This is a genomic window from Ruminococcus sp. OM04-4AA (assembly GCF_003462585.1).
GTDB lineage: Bacteria > Bacillota > Clostridia > Lachnospirales > Lachnospiraceae > Mediterraneibacter > Mediterraneibacter faecis.
This window is the reverse complement of the sequence record NZ_QTZH01000052.1, coordinates 1-16,323: the sequence shown is the minus strand read 5'-3', so window position 1 is coordinate 16,323 and position 16,323 is coordinate 1. Positions and strand designations below refer to the sequence as shown.

Sequence of the window (16,323 nt, the reverse complement as noted above, 5' to 3'; positions counted from 1 at the left end):
TACAGAATGTAAAAGTTATGATTAATGTTCATGTTGATGGTAAAGAGTGGTTTAAAAAAGAAGATGGATCGGAATATAATGAGGATTCTGTTACTTTAGAAGAATTTTTATTAAATATTGAATATTAAAGTCTGGGGTGAAAGTATGGCTTACATAGAGAATGTAGTAATAGGAACTCCAATAGTAGATCCAAAAGATATGTTTGCTTCGGACGAAGATGATTGGACAAGGATGGAAGAGGAAGAAATTATGGAAAGTGTTTCGGAGAAAGAAAGGGATGAAACTGAGCAGGAAGATCGAACAAATGAAAACAGTTTTTTTGAACGTACAGATGATTCTTATGCAATCTATCAATATGATAACACAGATGGAAATTGGGGATACAAATTCATGGGACTGAGCATCATAAGTAATATGGGATTATCTGTGGATGGGAAAGATTACCGTATGATGTTCATGGAGCAATTGCATGAACATGATTCCCTGGATGAATTATATCATAGGTTCAATGCTGAACGACCAGAAGGGTTTGATGGACATTCATTGTCTGTTTCCGACGTTGTTATAATGAAACGTAATGGAGAAATGAAAGCGTATTACGTGGATGATGTTGGATTTTCTGAGCTTCCGGAATTCACGAAGCAAAGAGAGCAGATTATAGATAGGTCAAATGATTCTCCAGTTTATGCAGGAACACTGGAACAGGCGGTAAGACAGAAGGATGCGGATGCATATTTGGATTCAAGAAAATTAAATATTGATTGTAAAAAAGCGATAGAAGAAGTAATTCAAGAAAACTATGATGGAATACGTTTGAAGGATGATGTAGCGAAAGATGTTGTGAGACGTTTTGGAGAAGAACGTATGAATTTTGTGATGGCAAATACAATCCGGGAAAGCTTTTTAGAGGGACGATTTTCTAAGCAGAATAAAGAGTGGGCAGAACATATTAATATTCCGGAAAATATCAGTCATGGAAGGAACTTAAATCTTGATTATATAATTGAAAGTCATCCGGTTGTATTAGATGACTTTATTTCAATGGCAAGATTTGAAATTCGGATGCTGAAAATTGAACGGGCAATTGAAGATGCAGAGGTATCGATTACTACAGATACAAATGATTATGTAGCAGATGGACATGAGGGAGCCTGGCATACGATTGAGGAAAGGAAATATGCCGGAAAGAAGTTCTTTCTTATGGAACATAATGAGTTCGGCTCAAATGTAGCAGAAATTATTGTGACAGAAAATGGACAACTTGTGGCAGAGGATTTGTGGAATGGGTTTGATAAGGGGGCATTGGACGCTATATCAGAATATCTGCAGGACAAGGGGATATCAGTAGAGGAAATATACAAAGAACCGGATGAATTGGCATATAAAATTCATGATGGATATTTTTCTATTCACCGCACAAACGGAGGTTATGACTACACTTTCTATACGAAAGATTATGAAGATATAGATGGCGGTATCTATGATAATCCAGACAGTCCTATAAAGCAGGTGGTAGAGGATATTCTGGAAGATGCAGGAATTTCGTTAGATGATGCAGAATGGATGGATTATGAAGAGTTGGATGCCGAAGTTGAGCATGCAGAAGAAATTAAACAACTCGCTGTGGATTTAGACAAATTCAGTTATGAATATGATACATACGAGTATAAAGATAGCATTGAAGACAGAGAAGAGCAGATTGATAAACTTACAGAGGATATTTTGACGAGGAAAACAGGTGATATAAAAAAATGGCTGACAGAGGTGTCGGAAAATTCAGAGATAGATAATGATGTCAGAACTGCACACTCATTGTTTTCTCGTCTGGAAGAAGCGGAGAGAGTATTTATATCTGACGAAACTAATGTCAGTTTCTATGCGGCTGAATGTATGGAATTTCCAGATTTTGGAGAACTTCATGAAAATCTTACTTTGGATGAAGCGATAAAAAAATATGAAAGTATTCCAGAAGAACGGATGCATGGGGTGAAAGGAATTGGATTTGAACTAGAAGATGGAAGTGATTACGAGGGCAAATATGGGTTGATGTATCATGGTCGGGTAGATCGAGAAAATGTTGAGATGATTCAATATTATAAAGATAATCCAGTGATTCAGAAAGCATTAGATGCATTGGAACAGTATTGCGAGACTTCTGCAGATAAGTCAGTAGAAAGACAACAAGAAACAAATAGAAAGAAAAAACAAAAGAGCATTTATCAAGGACTTCATAGATAGAAGTCTTTTTTGTTGTACCGAAATTCAGTACAGAGAGGATTTACTATGGCAACAACGTTATTGAAATTAAAAGAATTATCCCAACAAACAATTGAAGCGATTGTAAAAAGTCCGGATGCCTGGAAAAAATATTTAAATGCAGCACCAAATATTTTTCGATATTCTTTTGAGGATCAGCTTCTGATCTATGCGCAAGCACCAAAAGCAACAGCAGTTGCAACGTACGATGTCTGGAACAAAATTATGCACAGGGCAGTAAAGAAGGGAAGCTGTGGAATTGGTCTGATTCATACGAAAAGGCGGTATGAAAAGATTGATTATGTGTTTGACGTAACTCAGACAACAGAAAAATATGATTCTCGATCCTTGAATATATGGAAAGTTACCGAAAAGAATGAAACTCTTGTTAGAACATATCTGCAGAATACGATTGATATTGAAGAAGGGATGGAATCTATCCCAGAGTTGGTACATGAACTAATCAAAGAAAGTGTCGATGATGTGATCGATGATCTGCAAGATGCGCTTAAAGAAGATGTTGAAGGCACATATCTGGAAGACCTGGAAGAAGATCAATTAAAACATGATTTTCAAGAACTGCTGGAAAATAGTATATTTTATGTCTGTTTGTCAAAATGTGGATATGATCCGGAAATGTATCTTTCCTCAGATTCTTTTCAGTTTATTACAAACTTCAATGATATTTCAGTGCTTCGACATTTAGGCTATGCTACGACTGAAACGTGTAATTCAATTTTGCATGGTATTACCGTATTTTTGATCAGAAATCAGAAAAATATAGATCAGAAAATAACACAACCGGAGACAACACCAGAAGTTCTAACAAAAATATCTGCAGAAAAGCGTGTACCGAATTTCGGTACGCAGAAAGAAGAACATGCAGAAGAGGAAGAACCAGATAATCATGTTTTGCGAACAGTACCAAAAGCTCCAGTTCGAGTAGATGAAGTGATCGAAGCAGATGATGACTATACACAATTAGAGTTCATTCCATCAGAAGCGGAACAAAGCGAACAAATCCAACTTGAAATTGCTTCACGTAAGACAGAGAATGATGCAGAGTATATCTTGGATTCAGAAATAGATGCGATATTGCGGCTTGGAGGAGGAGAGGAAAATTCACAGCATTCAATTGCTGCCCGTTTGATTAATGGTTTGGATAAGGAAGAATTTGCGGAATTCCTAAGCAGAGAATATGGTACTGGTGGTAAAGGGGTATACCTAAATAACCGAAAGATATCAGTATGGTATGAACAATCAGGACTACGGTTTGCAAGAGGTGAATCGGCACAGGATAGATATGATCAATTAATCCCCTGGCAAGAAGCGGCAGATAGAATTAAAAAATTATATGAAGATGGGAAATATCTGCCCAATTCGATTGTAGTAAATGCCTTGCAAGTGACAGAAAAAAAGTATGCTCAGAGGGTAGAATTATTATTTCGAGATGCGGGTGTGCTGCCAGAGGGGCTAAAGTATAAGGAAGAATGGGGCGATGTTATCCAACAAGAATTGTCCGAAAAAAATGGACAGGAAAAAATAAAAACAGTGTTTGACACAATAGATAAAATGATTCAAACTGATTCTTCTATGCCAAGTTGGATAAAAATAAATAATGCCAAATATCAAAAAATATTTGAAGAATTAATATCGGAAGAAAAACATTATATTCTGCAATCTTCCGATATTTTTATGCCGGAAAAGCAATTTATTACAGAAGACGAAATCAATGCTATATTAGGGCGTGGTTCTGGGGTAGAGGGTGGAAAAAAACGCATCTATAACTTCCTGACAAAGGAACATAGTATAAAAGAAAAAATAGAGTTCCTAAAAAATGAATATGGGATAGGAGGACCTACGCCGGGAGTCATCGGAAGCTGGTTTTCATCTGAAAACCATGATGCAAAAGGGATTGTCATTGAAAAGGAATTTTGTGGAAAGGTCATATTAAAATGGAACATGGTTTTACGCCGTATCGAAACCATGATACAGAAGAACCAATATTTAACAGAAAAATCGGAATCTGAAACGGTGGTTACAGAACAAGAACAGAGTTCGCTAAAACCGGATATTGCAGATCAACAGGATAGTGTACCGAATTTCGGTACAGAACAAGTGGCATCTTCAGAAAATGAGCGCATACGAGTAGCAATCGAAAGCAGTGAGGATGTAGAAGAACGGGACATTGGATTTTTTACATATCATTATCCAGATGGAAGAGATGGAATACGTTTCCGTCTGGTACGCATTGGTGAGGATGGGAAGTTAGAGGTATATCCTTCAGCAAATCGATTCTTTATTAACCAGGCTGCGGTTGATGAGTATATAACAGAACATGCGGAGATTCTTGAGGTGATAGAATATGATGCCATTGTACATGAAGCAATGGCAAGTGTGCTGGAAAACAGACCAACTACACCAGAGGAACAGAAGCAGATCCAGGAAGTATTACAGAAAGAAAGCAAAAACAATACGCAAACAATTCGTCCTGGTAATTTCTATATTACAGATAATCAGTTGGGAAATGGAACTGCAAAGGAAAAATATCAAAGAAATGTCGATGCAATTCGATTGTTAAAGCAATTGGAGCAGGAGCATCGGCAGGCTGATCGGTATGAACAGGAAGTTCTCTCGCAGTATGTTGGATGGGGAGGTCTTGCCTATGTATTTGACGAAGGAAAATCTAATTGGGCGGATGAATATAAAGAACTAAAAGAGTTGCTTACAGAGTCCGAATATAAATCTGCACGAGAATCTGTATTGAATGCACATTATACGCAACCTGTGATTATTAAAAGTATGTATAAGGCGTTGGAACAAATGGGATTTAAAAACGGAAATGTGCTAGAGCCTGCAATGGGAGTAGGAAATTTTTTTGGAGCAATGCCGGAATCCTTGCGTGATTCAAAGCTATATGGTGTGGAGTTAGACAGTATCAGTGGTAGAATTGCAAAACAACTGTATCCGGATGCAGACATCCGGATTACTGGTTATGAAACTTCCGGATATCCGGATGATTTTTTTGATGTTGCGATTGGAAATGTTCCGTTTGGTAATTATCAGGTGTATGACAGGCGATATGAACAACATCATTTTCTGATCCATGATTATTTCTTGGCGAAAACTTTAGATCAGTTAAGAAGTGGTGGAGTAGCAGCGTTTATCACATCTAAGGGAACAATGGATAAAAAAAATAATCTGGTTCGTTCCTACTTGTCACAGCGAGCAGAATTATTAGGAGCAATTCGCTTACCAAACACTGCATTTAAGGGCAATGCAGGAACAGAAGTAACATCGGATATTTTGTTTTTCCAGAAAAGAGAAGGAATTTCTTATGATTCTCCGGAGTGGCTGGACATTGGAGTAAATGAAGATGGTATTGAGTTAAATCAATATTTCTTAAACCATCCGGAAATGGTACTCGGACACATGGAAGAGGTAAGTGGACCATATGGAAAAGAAACCGCATGTATACCGCTTAAAGGGGCAGATCTGAAAGAACAACTAGATGTTGCAATCACGAAGGTTCAAGGACAGATTTTTGTGGAAAATCCGGAAGTTGTAATCGAGGAAGATCAAAGAGACATTCCTGCAAATCCAGATGTAAAAAATTACTCTTATACATTAGTTGATGAACAATTATATTTCCGGGAAAATTCCAGAATGTATCCAGTGAATCTTTCAAAGGCTACAGAGGAACGTGTGCGTGGAATGATTGAAATCCGAGAATCAGTAAGGAGATTGATTTCTCTACAGATGGATGAAAATGGAACAGATGAAGCGATTAAAACGGAACAAGAAAAGCTGAATAGAGTCTATGATGAATTCTATAAAAAGTATGGTGTTATAAGTAGTACTGGAAATAAGAGGGCTTTTTCATCAGATGCATCCTATTGCTTATTGTGTTCATTGGAAATACTGGATGAAAATGGAAATCTGGAACGGAAAGCGGACATGTTTTCAAAGCGCACGATCAGTAAAGCGGTGCCGGTTACCAAGGTGGATACGGCGATTGAGTCACTGACGGTTTCAATGAGTGAATATGCAAGAGTAAATCTGCTATTTATGGCGCAACTGACGGGTAGAAGTGAAGAAACTGTAATAGAAGAACTGAAGGGGATAATCTTCTTTAATCCGGAAACCAATCGTTGGGAAAATAATGATGAATATTTATCCGGGAATGTCAGAGAAAAATTACAAGTTGCAAAAGAACATCTACAGACAGATTCTAGATATCAGGAAAATGTAGATGCCTTAGAAAAGATACAGCCCAAAGATCTTGATGCGTCTGAAATTGAAGTCAGGATCGGTGCCACCTGGATTGAACCGGAAATGTATGAACAGTTTATGGAAGAGGTCTTCCATACACCAAAATATCATCTGAATAACCGGAGAATTGCAATCGAATATTCCAAAACAACCGGAGAATGGCGGATTAAAGGGAAAAACCTGGATAGTATTGGAAATACAATCGCTTATAACACCTATGGAACGCAGAGAATTAACGCATATGAAATTCTTGAAGCAACATTAAATCTACGGGATGCCAGAGTGTATGATAGGGTAGAAACCGATGGAACCGTCAGATATGTCGTAAATAAGACAGAAACAATGTATGCAGCTCAGAAGCAGGACGCTATAAAAGAAGCTTTCCAGGAATGGATTTATGCCGATCTACAGAGAAGAGAAACGATCTGTAAAACATATAATGAAAGGTTTAACTCGATCCGTCCACGGGAATATGATGGAAGTTACTTGGTATTTCCAGGAATGAATACCGAAATTACATTAAAACCACATCAGAAAAATGCGGTTGCACATCAGTTGTATGGGAAAAATACTTTATTGGCTCATTGTGTTGGCGCTGGAAAAACATATGAAATGATTGCTGCAGCAATGGAGTCGAAAAGACTTGGGCTGTCGCAAAAATCACTGTTTGTTGTGCCAAATCATCTGACGGAGCAGTGGGGATCGGAATTTTTACAGCTATATCCTGGGGCAAATATCTTGGTTGCAACGAAAAAGGACTTTCAGCCAATGAACCGGAAAAAGTTCTGTGCCAGAATTGCACTTGGAAATTATGATGCAGTGATTATAGGTCATAGTCAATTTGAAAAGATTCCACTGAGCGATGAACGTCTGAAGAAAATGCTGAATGGTCAGATTGATGATATTATTGCAGCAATTGAGCTGGCAAAAGAAAGCAATACAGAAAACTTTACCATCAAGCAGATGGAGAAAACCAAAAAACAATTAGCGGTAAGATAGAAAAGCTAAATAAGAAAGAAAAAAAGGATAATACAATCACGTTTGAGGAGTTGGGCGTAGACAGGCTTTTTGTAGATGAGAGTCATTACTATAAGAATCTTTTTTTGTATACAAAGATGAGAAATGTTGCAGGAGTATCACAGACGGAAGCACAGAAATCAACGGACATGTTTAATAAGTGTCAATATATGAATGAAATTACAGAAGGAAGTGGTATTACATTTGCAACTGGAACGCCGATCAGCAATAGTATGACAGAATTGTTTACGATACAGCGTTACCTTCAGATGGAGGAACTGCAAAAGACTGGTCTCACACAATTTGATGCCTGGGCAGCCACGTTTGGCGAGACGGTTACAGCAATTGAATTAGCACCGGAAGGAACGGGCTATCGAACAAAAACGAGATTTTCACGTTTCTTCAATGTTCCGGAACTTATGAGCATGTTTAAGGAAATTGCAGATATCAAAACATCTGATCAATTAAATCTTCCTGTTCCGGAAGTGGAATATAAAACGATTGTTATCAAGCCAACAGAAGAACAAAAAGAATATGTGGCAGAATTAGGTGAGCGTGCAGAGCAAGTAAGAAATGGAGGAGTTGATTCTTCCATTGATAACATGCTGAAAATAACCAATGATGGTCGAAAACTTGCATTAGATCAGAGATTAATAAGTGATGCGTTTCCTGATTCAGTGGATGGAAAGGTATCTGAATGTGCAAGACAGTGTTACGATATATGGGAAAATACCAAAGACACGAAATCAGCACAATTGGTGTTCTGTGATTTGTCGACACCGAAAAATGATGGAACATTTAATGTGTATGATGATTTGAAACAAAAATTAATGGATATGGGTGTTCCGGAAGAAGAAATTGCTTATATTCATCATGCAAATACAGATACAAGGAAAGCGGAGCTGTTCTCGAAAGTAAGAAGTGGACAGGTTCGCTTTTTGTTTGGCTCGACCGCCAAAATGGGAGCCGGCACGAATGTGCAGGACAGACTGATTGCTCTTCATCATTTGGATGTGCCTTGGAAACCTTCGGATATTGAACAACAGGAAGGACGTATCTTACGTCAGGGAAACCAGAATGAGAAAGTACAGATTTTCCGTTATGTTACAGAAGGAACGTTTGACAGTTATATGTGGCAGCTTTTGGAGAATAAGCAGAAGTTTGTTGGTCAAATCATGACAAGCAAATCACCAGTCAGAAGTTGTGAGGATGTGGATGAAGCAGTATTATCATTCGCTGAAATAAAAGCATTGGCTACCGGAAATCCATACATTAAGGAGAAGATGGAACTGGATATTGATGTTGCAAAACTGAAGGTGTTAAAAGCAAACCATAATGCCAATAGATACAGATTGGAAAATCAGATTGTACATGATTATCCTTTGAAAATCTCTAATGAAAAAGTAAGAATTCAGCAGCTGCAAGAAGATTTAAAATGCTACCAATCCTATCAGATAAAAAATCAAGATCGGTTTGAAATGATAATTGAAGACGTAACTTTTGATGATAAAGAGTTGGCAGGAAAGGCAATCCGGACAGCAGCCAAAAAAGAAAACAGGTTAGGTGAATCTGTTGAGATAGGAACTTACCAGGGATTTACTATGTTTGTCAGTTATAACCATATAAGCAATTCATATAATTTGAAATTACAGAATCAACGAAGTTATCTTATTGAGTTAGGTGAAAATGGTCTGGGAAATATTATACGAATTAATAATGCATTGGATAATATTCCAAAGCATATTGCAAGGGCAAAACAGAATCTGCAGACCTATGAATCACAGCTAGAGGATGCAAAAATCGAGGTAATGAAAGAGTTCCCCAAAGAAGCTGATTTAAAAGAAAAAACAGATCGTCTGTCGGAACTTAATGCACTTCTTAATATGGATCAATCCAATCATGAGATTGTTGCTGAAGAACAGATTGAAGAACAAGAAACAGCAGAAGTAACCAATAAAACGCAAAAAAATGAAGTTGTACCGAAATTCGGTACACGATAAAGGAGAAAAATTATGATTGAATCAAACAAAGAATTAGAACAGATTAAATCAGAGATGGAAGAAATCCGGAAGATGCTAGGAGAAATCAAAGAAAATACAGCATACTTTAAGGGTTTTATGGAAAAATATAATATTCCAATGCGGGAAGAAGAAAAGAAGGATATATCTGTATTACCAGAGGTGAAAACAGAATCAAAGCAGAGAAAACAGGTAAAAGCAGTTTCACCGAAATTATGATTGTACCGAATTTCGGTACAATCCATCAAATATGAGTAAAAATCATGAAGAAAAATAATTGACAGGAGCGGAGAAATGAACGAAGAATACAGAGATGTGGAAGAAGTCTTAATGGTGATCAAAAAGGCAACCATGTTTGCAGATCCAATTATGAAAATATCAACGAAAGGACTTGCAAAAATTGTGCAGTTTCTTGCCAGAATGGTGAAGGAGAAAATCATTGACAAAAGGGAATTTAAAGACTTCCAAAATTTTGCCAAACGAACAGAAGGAAACTTTGATGTATTTAATATTCCGATAGATCAAACAGGAGATGATATTAAATTAGAGGATATCGAGGAATTTGCGGACCTAAAGAAAAAAGGAGTACGCTTCTATGAAATGCCGGATCTAAATAAGGCTGATAACTATATACAGATTGCAGTATGCAGAGATGATGAAAATATTTTTGATCTATGGTATAAGAGGTATTTAAACAAAAAAATGGTTGGAGGAGAAAGAACGGAAGAAAGTTTGAATGCATTTACAGAAGGAAAAACAAGTATATTTAGTGTACCATTTGAAGGGAAAGAGGAGGTGTATAAAGAAGATTTTGACAAATTAAAAATAAATTATAGTGTATTACCAGATTTAAAGATCGGGGATGGAAATATACAGATTATTGTAGCAAACAGTGATATCCCGAAAGTACAACACTGGTATCAATTGTATCAGAAAGATATGCTTCAACGAGGAGAAAAAGTTCCAGATCTAAATATGATTGATATGTCTACCTATCAGAATACGGGAAAAATGTCTACAGAGGAATACATCAATACCGGGGATGAAAAAGTGAAGGAAGCAAATCAAAAATATGAAAAAGAAAAGTCGTCTGCTCCTAAAATAGCTTTAGATGAAGGAAATATGACATATGAGGATTACGAAGAAAATCAAATGTATCAAAAATTTACAATTGATCCGGATACATTAGTAAACCAATTAGACAAGGAAGCAATTAAATCTTTCAGAGAAGAAAAGTATTTTGTTAGCAGAATACCGGGAACTTTTGGAGAAAATGTACAATATTTGGTGATTCCAGGAGATCAAGTATTCCATTCTGTTGATTCAAAATACTATACGGCATTTTTGGAGAAAGATAAAAAGCCATTGATGTATGATAAAGGCTTGAAGCTTCCTATTAAACTCGAACGACGTCCATTTGCGAGTGAATTATATGAGAAGCATTATAATCTGTCGGAAAGAGAGCAGAAAGCAACAGATCGATCACAGAATAAAGCAGGAAAAACAGTTGAAAATACAGCTCGTAAGAAACCTGTAAAATCTCCGAAACCGCCTTTGAAAGCAAGATAATCCGGAGGGAGAATAGATGATTGAAAAAAGAAAAACTCCATGGGGAATCTTCCTTATTATTCTTGTAATATTGATCATTGGAGCGTATTTTGGCTGTGGATTGATGAAATTAGATGGTGTCACCATGTCAAATTACCAGGAAAAATTATTGTATATTGTAATGCATCCGTTACGAAACTGGTGGACAGATAAAACGCCTGCGTTTATGGGCTGTGCATTTATAGCATGGATCATGTTTATCGCATATTATTTAGATCAGAATCGAAACTACCATTTTGGAGTGGAAAATGGCTCGGAACAGTGGGCAGATGTAAATAAATTGAGTAAAACATTAAGGGATAAAAATAAGCAGAATAATACCTATCTAAGTGAACGCATTGCAGTTTCTAATCATTCAGTGTCAAATATGAATATGTTGGTAATTGGAGGATCTGGTTCATATAAAACAACCTCTGTGGTTACTCCAAATCTGTTATTAGCTGGTATGACAAATGTAATATTGGATATTAAAGGAGATTTGTTACGAAAACATGGAAAATATTTAAAAGCTCATGGAATAACTGTGAAGTCTTTCAATCTGATTAATCCGGAAGAGTCCGACAGATATAATCCAATGGCGTACCTTGAAAAAGAGACAGATGTAATCCGATTAATTACGAATATGCAGGCATCCGTAAAGCCACCAGACGCAATGAAGGGAGAGCCATTCTGGGATGATGGAGTTGCACTTTATCTGCAGGCAGTGTTCTTTCATGAATGGCTGACAGCAAAGGAAGAGGGACGAAAACCAACTTTAAACAATATCTTGAAACTCGTAAATATGGAATCGAAACATGTGGGAAATGAGGATGATGATATGACAGAATTACAGCTTGAGATGAACAGACTCGAAGATATCCACGGAGATGATTACCCACCAGTGCGAGACTACCGGAAATTGAAAAAAGGTGCGGCAGAAACAGTCCGTTCTATTATTATAATGGTGAATGCAATGTTGCGATTATGCGAAACATCTTCATTAAAACGTCTTTTTGAAGACGATGATATTGATATTCCATCTTTAGGGTTGGGAGTAGACGGAAATCCAAATAAAAAGACTGCATTATTTCTGGTTATGCCAGATAATGATCAGTCTTTTAATTTTTTGATTTCCATGTTTTACACACAGCTATTTGATGTTTTGATCAGAATCGCAGATCATAAGTGCAACGGAAGTCTTCCTATACATGTAAGACTATGGGCAGATGAATTCTATGCCGGTCCGAAACCGAATAATACAGAGGTATTAATGGGAACAATACGAAGCAGAAATATGTCGATGGTTCCAGTTTTGCAGTCCATCGCCCAGATTAAGGCAATCTTTCCACAGGAAAAATGGGAAGTGTTCCTAGATAACTGTGCAGTGATGATCTATCTTGGCTCTGGTCCAGCAGCACTTTCTACGCATGAATACATATCGAAACTATTAGGTGATATGACCATTGATACGAGAAATGATGGAGTGACCACTGGTGTACATGGAAATTCAAGTTTGAATAATCAAAGAGCAGGAAGAGGATTAATGACTCCGGGAGAAGTAAAAAGAATGAGTCGTAAGGATTGCCTTATTTTCATGGAGGGACAGTATCCAATTAGAGATCGAAAAAACTTCCCATTTAACACACCTATATGGAAAGAATCTAAAAAACTTGCAGGGAAGAATGGCTATAAGCATCCGGTCCGTGTTGTATATAATCCAAGAACAATGACTTACCGAACAATTCGTAGTAAGCAGGATTTTCAGGTGATTGATAAAAAAGATGTGGCATTTTATAAGGAAGTAGAAAAGACGGATAAGAGTATCAAAGTATGTGAGATAAATGAGGAAGATTTCTTGTATCTAAATTTTGATGCCGATCCGAAGCCAACAGAAGAAGAACTTATTCAACTGTTCGAGAAAAGTAAGAAAGATACAGGATTGCAAGAAAGAGCAATAGAAATGGAAGAACAGTTAATGCAAGAGAATCGTTCCAATGTACCGAATTTCGGTACAGAAGAGGAAACGACGGAGGTGGATGAGGAAGTGCAGAAAGAAAAGAAAGAAGAAAAATGGGATTTGTCCGGAACAATCAACCAGTGCATTCAGCGGTATGCAGAGAGACTTACGGAAGATCAATTAAATGAAATCTTGCTTGGATTGGAAAATGGACTTACTGAAGAAGAAGTAAAATCCTACTTTACATTTCCAGTAGAAAAAATGAACCAATATCGCAGAACATATCAGTTTATGCAATGATTGTGGGAGAGTAATAGGATTTCACCAATTATAGCCCCTGTTATCTTATGGGGCTACCGCAACAACTCCGCCCACTGGCTCTCCGTCAAAGCACCAGGAGAATGATTCTTTGTCACTCCAACTGATTGTAGGTATCACATCAATCCCATTCATCTGCATGTACGCACCAATCCAGTGCTTTCTAAAATGGTTGTACACCTGTAATGCTTTAGGAAAATCTGTATACGTGCTAAAGTCCGGACTCATTACACACTTGAAGTCCTGTAGCATGCTTACGTAAGATTCCATGATCTGCTCTATCCTTACAGCTTTTCGCATAGTTGAATGATAGGAATTCGCATGGGTTGTATGATGTAGCTCTATCTGTGGGATTCCATATTCGCCAACACCAACAAACAGCATTTTCTGTTGATTCTCGTAGTTCTGTGTACTTCTATACATAGAAAAATCCTCACATTCTACATAGTCTTTATAATTATTGTAACTTGTGAGGATTTTTTCATTGTACCCATCTTTGATTATTTCTCTACATTTTCTCAGAATTAATTCTTTGTGGCTTTCGTAATTACTACTTTGTTTTCTTCGATTGTTAGCATCACTGCTCTATCTTCTGGTTTCACTCCAAGTGCCTTGATTGCATCCACCGGGAGTGAGATTCTGCAGGTGTATGCATTCTTACTTGCATTACCGCCAGCCTTTGCAAACATCACGTTTCTTTCGATTTCTTTCATTATGCTTCCTCCGCTTTTATTTTTGCTCTATATTTATTTCTTTCTTCTATCAGTTTTTCGATATTTGCGTTAATTCCACGCTTCATTTCTGCTCTGTACTCAATTATTTTCGTATTTTTCTTTCGGCAATAATTAGAACATGTGTTTGTCGCTGTATTAGAAGAAAAAACACGTCCGCAATATACGCAGATTTTCTTTTTCTCTTTCCGCCGTTCTACTTTTTTAATGTCTTGTCCGGATGCCTTATTATATCCCTTTTTGTGTTCTCGTTGCCATGCAAGTACCGCTTCTCTTTGGCACTCGTCCGAACAATATTTTTGCCTTCCGGAATTAACAACATATTCAGCTCCACACAATTTGCACTTGTCGATACTTCCGATTGGTCTAGTTGCACCTCCTCTTTTTCTTGCTCTTTCGTTTGCTTCTCTTTGCCTTATTCTGCGACAGTTCGGACAATAGGATGCACGTGGACCCCCCAAAAATTCAGCTCCGCACGATTTACACGTTCTTGTACGCATAACATTGCTTTTTATTGCTTTTGCACACTCATCACAATATGATTTGTCCGTTCCACCGTAAAATGGCTTTCCGCATTTTATACAAGCTCTTTTTGTCCTTTTCATTTTTTCTCCTTTATTGCAATACTGCAATCACTTCTGCGTTTCTAACAATGATTTCGTCTACATCATTTCCGTATTCCATTGAATTCCCACCGATTAAGTAGATTTTTTCTCCATAATTTTTCACAGCTTCAAGCATCTTTTCGATGTTGTTCTCAGATACCGAAAGCGCACATGTTCCGTTAAGTTCGCCGGCATCGTAGAATCCAGCATAAGGTCCTTCGTAAATATAAGGGTATAGCAATTCTGTATAATCATCATTGTACTGAGGATCCTGGAAAAGCTGATGTGAGTTATCCATTACGTCACCTATTTGATAATCTCTGCTGTCTGCCCTGATTCCAATGTAGCCATATTCTGCTTTACTGATTAAATTTCTGATTTCTTCGATTGTCATTTTGCTTCCTCCTTTTATTTGTTAATTGCAATGTCTTATTTTACAACTCATAAATTTTATCGTTGTATTTGCTTTCTTTGTGCACGCTGTATTTCATCCTGATTTCATATTTTCCAGATTTGTTCCAGCGAGTAACAGTTGGCTCTGTAGTTATCCAATATCTGTCACCGTCTTCGTTCTGCGCAAGTATGTCGCCTTGACAGTCAACGCTTAATTTCATGCGGATAATGCGCTTGTGAAGTTCTTCGATCTCTTCTCCAACAAATAACGGACATGACTTTTTGAATCCTTCAACTATTTCTTGATTCGTGATATCAACATATTTCATTTTTCTTTCCTCCTTGAATTTGCTTGTCTTCTTTAACTGTCTTTATTATAGCATATTGGACACCAATAGTCAATGCTTTTTATTTTTTTCAACAAAAACTCCGCAGTACGTCAATACTGCGGAGCAATCAATCGTTTTTCCCATCTCTTCTCCTTTCGCTTTTCGCAACATATGGAATAGACAAGACCTTCAGCCACACACCACAGTCCTAAGATATACCGCTTGAAGAACACACCTACATACATGCTCCGGTATAATTGAAAGATGTGTTGGTCGGATTGTTAATAGTTTTGATCATATGTTGTTGTTTCGCCACTCCAAGTAATCTTACATGGTCGGTCTGGTTGAGCTGTATTGATCATGTATATTCGTGTAGCCCAACTAGAAAGTTCTGCAGAAATAATTGCTGCTATGATTATTTTTTTTATTGTTCTTTTTCTCATTTTTTTACCTCTTTTATAAGCCAATCTTTTTCGTTTTCTGTGCAAATTCCAAAACGTTCGTCTGTTCTAGTGAAATGATAATTAATATGGAAAATCTGTCTAAACATGATCTGATATACTTCCCATTGAGCCTGGCACCAATCTGCAAGAGGTTTTGTTTTAACTCCACCTCTTAAAGCCCAGTCCCATGATTCTATACATTCCAGCAAATTGCTGCCAAGTTCAGAATTTAAGAAATCTTCTTTGTTTAATTTCATAGGGTTACCTCCATAGCATGAATCAAATTAATACTTGTTTGCTTCTCTCTATAACTATATTATCACTAAAATTAGTGAATGTCAATGAAAAAATCACTATTTTTAAAGAAAGAGAATTGACTAATTTTTCTTTTGATAGT

The 16,323-nt window shown here is 37.1% G+C and carries 13 protein-coding genes; 6 read left to right on the top strand and 7 right to left on the bottom strand.

Features of this window, described 5'->3' with window-relative positions; translation table 11 throughout:
* Positions 1–144 precede the first annotated feature (144 nt).
* The 6 genes from DXB52_RS12510 to DXB52_RS12490 all read left to right on the top strand — a co-directional run bounded on the left by DXB52_RS12510 (position 145) and on the right by DXB52_RS12490 (position 13,407).
* Entirely contained in the window at positions 145–2,238 is a 2,094-nt protein-coding gene (locus tag DXB52_RS12510) for a DUF3849 domain-containing protein (RefSeq protein ID WP_118107577.1), read from the top strand.
* 45 nt (positions 2,239–2,283) lie between these two features.
* Entirely contained in the window at positions 2,284–7,527 is a 5,244-nt protein-coding gene (locus DXB52_RS12505) for a DEAD/DEAH box helicase family protein (RefSeq protein ID WP_472520140.1), read from the top strand.
* 50 nt (positions 7,528–7,577) lie between these two features.
* On the top strand, positions 7,578–9,545 hold the full coding sequence (locus DXB52_RS17340; protein WP_472520139.1) for a helicase-related protein: 1,968 nt from the start codon (positions 7,578–7,580) through the stop codon (positions 9,543–9,545).
* A gap of 12 nt (positions 9,546–9,557) precedes the next feature.
* A complete protein-coding gene (locus DXB52_RS12500) occupies positions 9,558–9,782 on the top strand; it encodes a hypothetical protein (protein WP_118107575.1) in 225 nt (74 codons plus the stop codon).
* Positions 9,783–9,857: 75 nt separating this feature from the next.
* A complete protein-coding gene (locus DXB52_RS12495; protein ID WP_118107573.1) occupies positions 9,858–11,132 on the top strand; it encodes a hypothetical protein in 1,275 nt (424 codons plus the stop codon).
* A gap of 16 nt (positions 11,133–11,148) precedes the next feature.
* On the top strand, positions 11,149–13,407 hold the full coding sequence (locus DXB52_RS12490) for a VirD4-like conjugal transfer protein, CD1115 family (protein WP_118107571.1): 2,259 nt from the start codon (positions 11,149–11,151) through the stop codon (positions 13,405–13,407).
* Positions 13,408–13,452: 45 nt separating this feature from the next.
* Here DXB52_RS12490 and DXB52_RS12485 read toward each other — a convergent pair whose 3' ends face one another.
* The 7 genes from DXB52_RS12485 to DXB52_RS12460 form a co-directional block, all read right to left on the bottom strand.
* Entirely contained in the window at positions 13,453–13,848 is a 396-nt protein-coding gene (locus DXB52_RS12485; RefSeq protein ID WP_472520138.1) for a DUF4417 domain-containing protein, read from the bottom strand.
* Positions 13,849–13,949: 101 nt separating this feature from the next.
* Positions 13,950–14,138 carry an AbrB/MazE/SpoVT family DNA-binding domain-containing protein gene (locus DXB52_RS12480; protein WP_118107569.1) on the bottom strand — a complete coding sequence of 63 codons (189 nt, stop codon included), beginning with the start codon at positions 14,136–14,138 and terminating at the stop codon, positions 13,950–13,952.
* Positions 14,138–14,761: a hypothetical protein gene (locus DXB52_RS12475; protein ID WP_118107567.1), complete on the bottom strand. Its 624-nt coding sequence runs from the start codon at positions 14,759–14,761 to the stop codon at positions 14,138–14,140. Before DXB52_RS12475 ends, DXB52_RS12480 begins: the two co-directional genes overlap by 1 nt.
* A 10-nt stretch (positions 14,762–14,771) precedes the next feature.
* Positions 14,772–15,155, bottom strand: a complete 384-nt coding sequence (locus DXB52_RS12470) for a hypothetical protein (protein ID WP_118107565.1) — start codon at positions 15,153–15,155, stop codon at positions 14,772–14,774.
* Between the two features lie 40 nt (positions 15,156–15,195).
* A complete protein-coding gene (locus tag DXB52_RS12465; protein ID WP_118107562.1) occupies positions 15,196–15,483 on the bottom strand; it encodes a hypothetical protein in 288 nt (95 codons plus the stop codon).
* A gap of 281 nt (positions 15,484–15,764) precedes the next feature.
* The gene (locus DXB52_RS16200) at positions 15,765–15,926 is read right to left on the bottom strand and encodes a hypothetical protein (RefSeq protein WP_181989206.1); all 162 of its coding nucleotides are present in this window, start codon (positions 15,924–15,926) and stop codon (positions 15,765–15,767) included.
* Positions 15,923–16,183: a hypothetical protein gene (locus DXB52_RS12460; protein ID WP_118107560.1), complete on the bottom strand. Its 261-nt coding sequence runs from the start codon at positions 16,181–16,183 to the stop codon at positions 15,923–15,925. Before DXB52_RS12460 ends, DXB52_RS16200 begins: the two co-directional genes overlap by 4 nt.
* Between the last annotated feature and the right edge of the window lie 140 nt (positions 16,184–16,323).